Origin of the sequence: Ameyamaea chiangmaiensis (assembly GCF_013376175.1) — a bacterium.
Classification (GTDB): domain Bacteria; phylum Pseudomonadota; class Alphaproteobacteria; order Acetobacterales; family Acetobacteraceae; genus Ameyamaea; species Ameyamaea chiangmaiensis.
Window position 1 is genome coordinate 1 of the sequence record NZ_JABXXR010000250.1, and the last position, 2,575, is coordinate 2,575.

The following is a 2,575-nucleotide window of genomic DNA, read 5'->3' on the forward strand; positions in this document are numbered from 1 at the left end:
GTCGCCGGTCCAGCCGCCCGCGCCCCGGCCACCCCTGGCGTGGCGTCCGCGCCGCCTGTCGGTGACCGAGATCGAGACATGGCTGGGCGACCCCTATGCGATCTATGCGCGCCATGTGCTGGGATTGCGCGCGCTGGCGCCTCTGGAGGAATCCGCCGATGCGTCGGATTTCGGCACGATCGTGCACGAGGTTCTGGAGGCATGCCTGAAAACCCATGTCGCGGCCTGGCCCGACCGGATCGGGGATGAACTCGCGGCCTCGTTCGACCGCGTGCTTAACGCCGCCACGGTGCGACCGGCCCTGCGTGCATGGTGGCGGCCGCGCCTGCACCGTATCGCGCACTGGGTGGCGGAAGCGGAGCGCGACCGTCGCGTCACGATGGGCGCGCCGAGGGCCATCGCGGTCGAGACGCGGGGCGAGGTAACGCTGAACGGACTTGAAGGGGGGCCGTTCCGCCTGCGCGGTCGGGCGGACCGGATCGATGTCGACGCCGAGGGGCGTGCGCACATCGTCGATTACAAGACCGGCCAGTTGCCGGCCAGGAAAGCCGTCGTCGCGGGCTGGTCGCCGCAACTGGTGCTGGAGGCGGCGATGCTGGCTCATGGCGGCTTCCCGGACCTCGACTCCCGGCCCACGCGCGGCCTGCTGTACTGGCGTCTGTCCGGGGCGCATAAACCTGGGGAGGCGCTGCCCATTGCCCTGGATGAGTCCGAGGTGAGGGAACTGGCGGAGCGCACGTGGGAAAACCTGCGTGCGCTGATCGAGCGGTTTGATGATCCGGATCAGGCGTATTATTCCCATCCCCGCCCCGGTCGCGAACCGCGCTACAACGATTACGCCCAGTTGGCGCGCGTCGCGGAATGGAGTGGCGCGGCGCGAGAGGACGAGCCATGAGCACGCCCGATCCCCTCGACACCGCCAACCGCCGTCAGGCCGAGGCGTCGGACCCGGCGGCGTCCGTGTTCGTCTCGGCGTCGGCGGGCAGCGGCAAGACCAAGCTTCTGATCGACCGGCTTTTGCAACTGATGCTGCCGCGCCGTGCCGTCATGCCCGGAACCGGCGAGGTGCAGGTGCTCGACGGTACGCCGCCCGGCCGGATCGTCTGCCTGACCTACACCAAGGCCGCCGCCGCCGAGATGGCGATCCGGCTTCAGGATCGCCTCGGCGTCTGGGTCACGGCGGAGCCGGCGCGCCTGGATCACGAACTCCGCGCCCTGGCGGTTGAACCGGGACCCGAAACACGCAGGGCTGCGCGGGAACTGTTCGTGCGGGTGCTCGACCTGCCTGGTGGGATGCGGATCGGGACGATCCACGCTTTTTGCCAGTCCCTTCTGCGACGGTTTCCGATTGAGGCCGCGATCAGTCCCCATTTCGCCCTGATGGAGGATACGGACGCGCGTCTTGCCCTGTCCTCCGCTGTCGAGGGGGAACTGGCACGGGCGGACGGCGCGCGTCTTGCCGCCCTGTCGGCACAGGCTGGTCTGGACAAATTCTCGACCCTTCTGGGGCTTTTGCAAAACCGCGCACAGGATCTGCGTCCCGTGCTCGCCCTGTCGCGCGACGACCGGGCGGCCGCCTATCGCGCCGCACTCGGGGCGCCGGACGTGGCAGTGGCGCACCTGCACGAGGCGCGCGTCACGCCGTCGGAGGAAGAGCGTCTGCGCGACGTGCTGCGCCGGGCGTCGGAGGACGGGTCGCCCGCGCTGAAGAAGACGATGCAGGGCTTGCTGGACTGGCTGGCCCAGCCGCTGGCGCGTCGGCTGGAGACGGTCGCGACGTGGGAGAGCGGCTTTCTGACGCGGGAGAACACGCCGCGTAAAAATGGCGGCTTGAACAGGAAACTTGTAGAATCCTACCCCGAGGCGCCCGCGCTCATGGAGCGCGAGGCCGAGCGGCTTTTATCCCTTCGCGACCAGATCGCCGCACAGGGGCTGGTTACGCTCGCGCTGTCGCTGCTGGACGTGGTGGAGCCGGTCCTGTCGCGCTACGCGGCGCGCAAGACCGGGCTGGGCATGGTGGATTACAACGACCTGATCGGCCGCACGCTGGCGTTGCTCGACGATGCCGGGGCGGCGTGGGTTCTCTACAAACTCGACGGCGGAATCGATCATCTTCTCCTCGATGAGGTCCAGGACACCTCACCCGAACAATGGCGTATCGCCGGCGCCCTGACGGCGGAGTTCTTCTCGGGCACCGGCGCGCGCGAGGACGGGCGTGGCGGCCTGCCGCGTACCGTCTTCGCCGTGGGTGACTACAAACAGTCGATCTATTCGTTTCAGGGGGCCGATCCGGCTGCTTTTCGCGACTGGCGCCAGCGTTTTCAACGACGTGTGCAGGGGGCAAGTGCCACATGGCGCGAGCCTTCGCTGGTCGTGTCGTTCCGCTCCACCGCGCCGGTGCTGGACCTTGTGGATCAGGTCTTCGCCCAGCCCGAGGCCGCGCGGGGCCTGGCCGAGCCCGGCCAGACCGGGCTCGCCGAACGCCATATACCCGCTCGCGTCGGGCAGGGTGGCCGGGTCGAGCTGTGGCCGCCTGTGCGCGAGGAAGAGCGCGACGGGGACGACGACGGCCCGT

The 2,575-nt window shown here is 69.1% G+C and carries 2 protein-coding genes; both read left to right on the forward strand.

The window, feature by feature from the left end; genetic code table 11:
- On the forward strand, positions 1 to 895 hold an 895-nt coding region (locus tag HUK82_RS15945; protein ID WP_176614872.1), incomplete at its 5' end, for a PD-(D/E)XK nuclease family protein.
- The coding region (locus HUK82_RS15950) for a UvrD-helicase domain-containing protein (protein WP_176614873.1) at positions 892 to 2,575 on the forward strand (1,684 nt) is incomplete at its 3' end. The genes HUK82_RS15945 and HUK82_RS15950, both read left to right, overlap by 4 nt.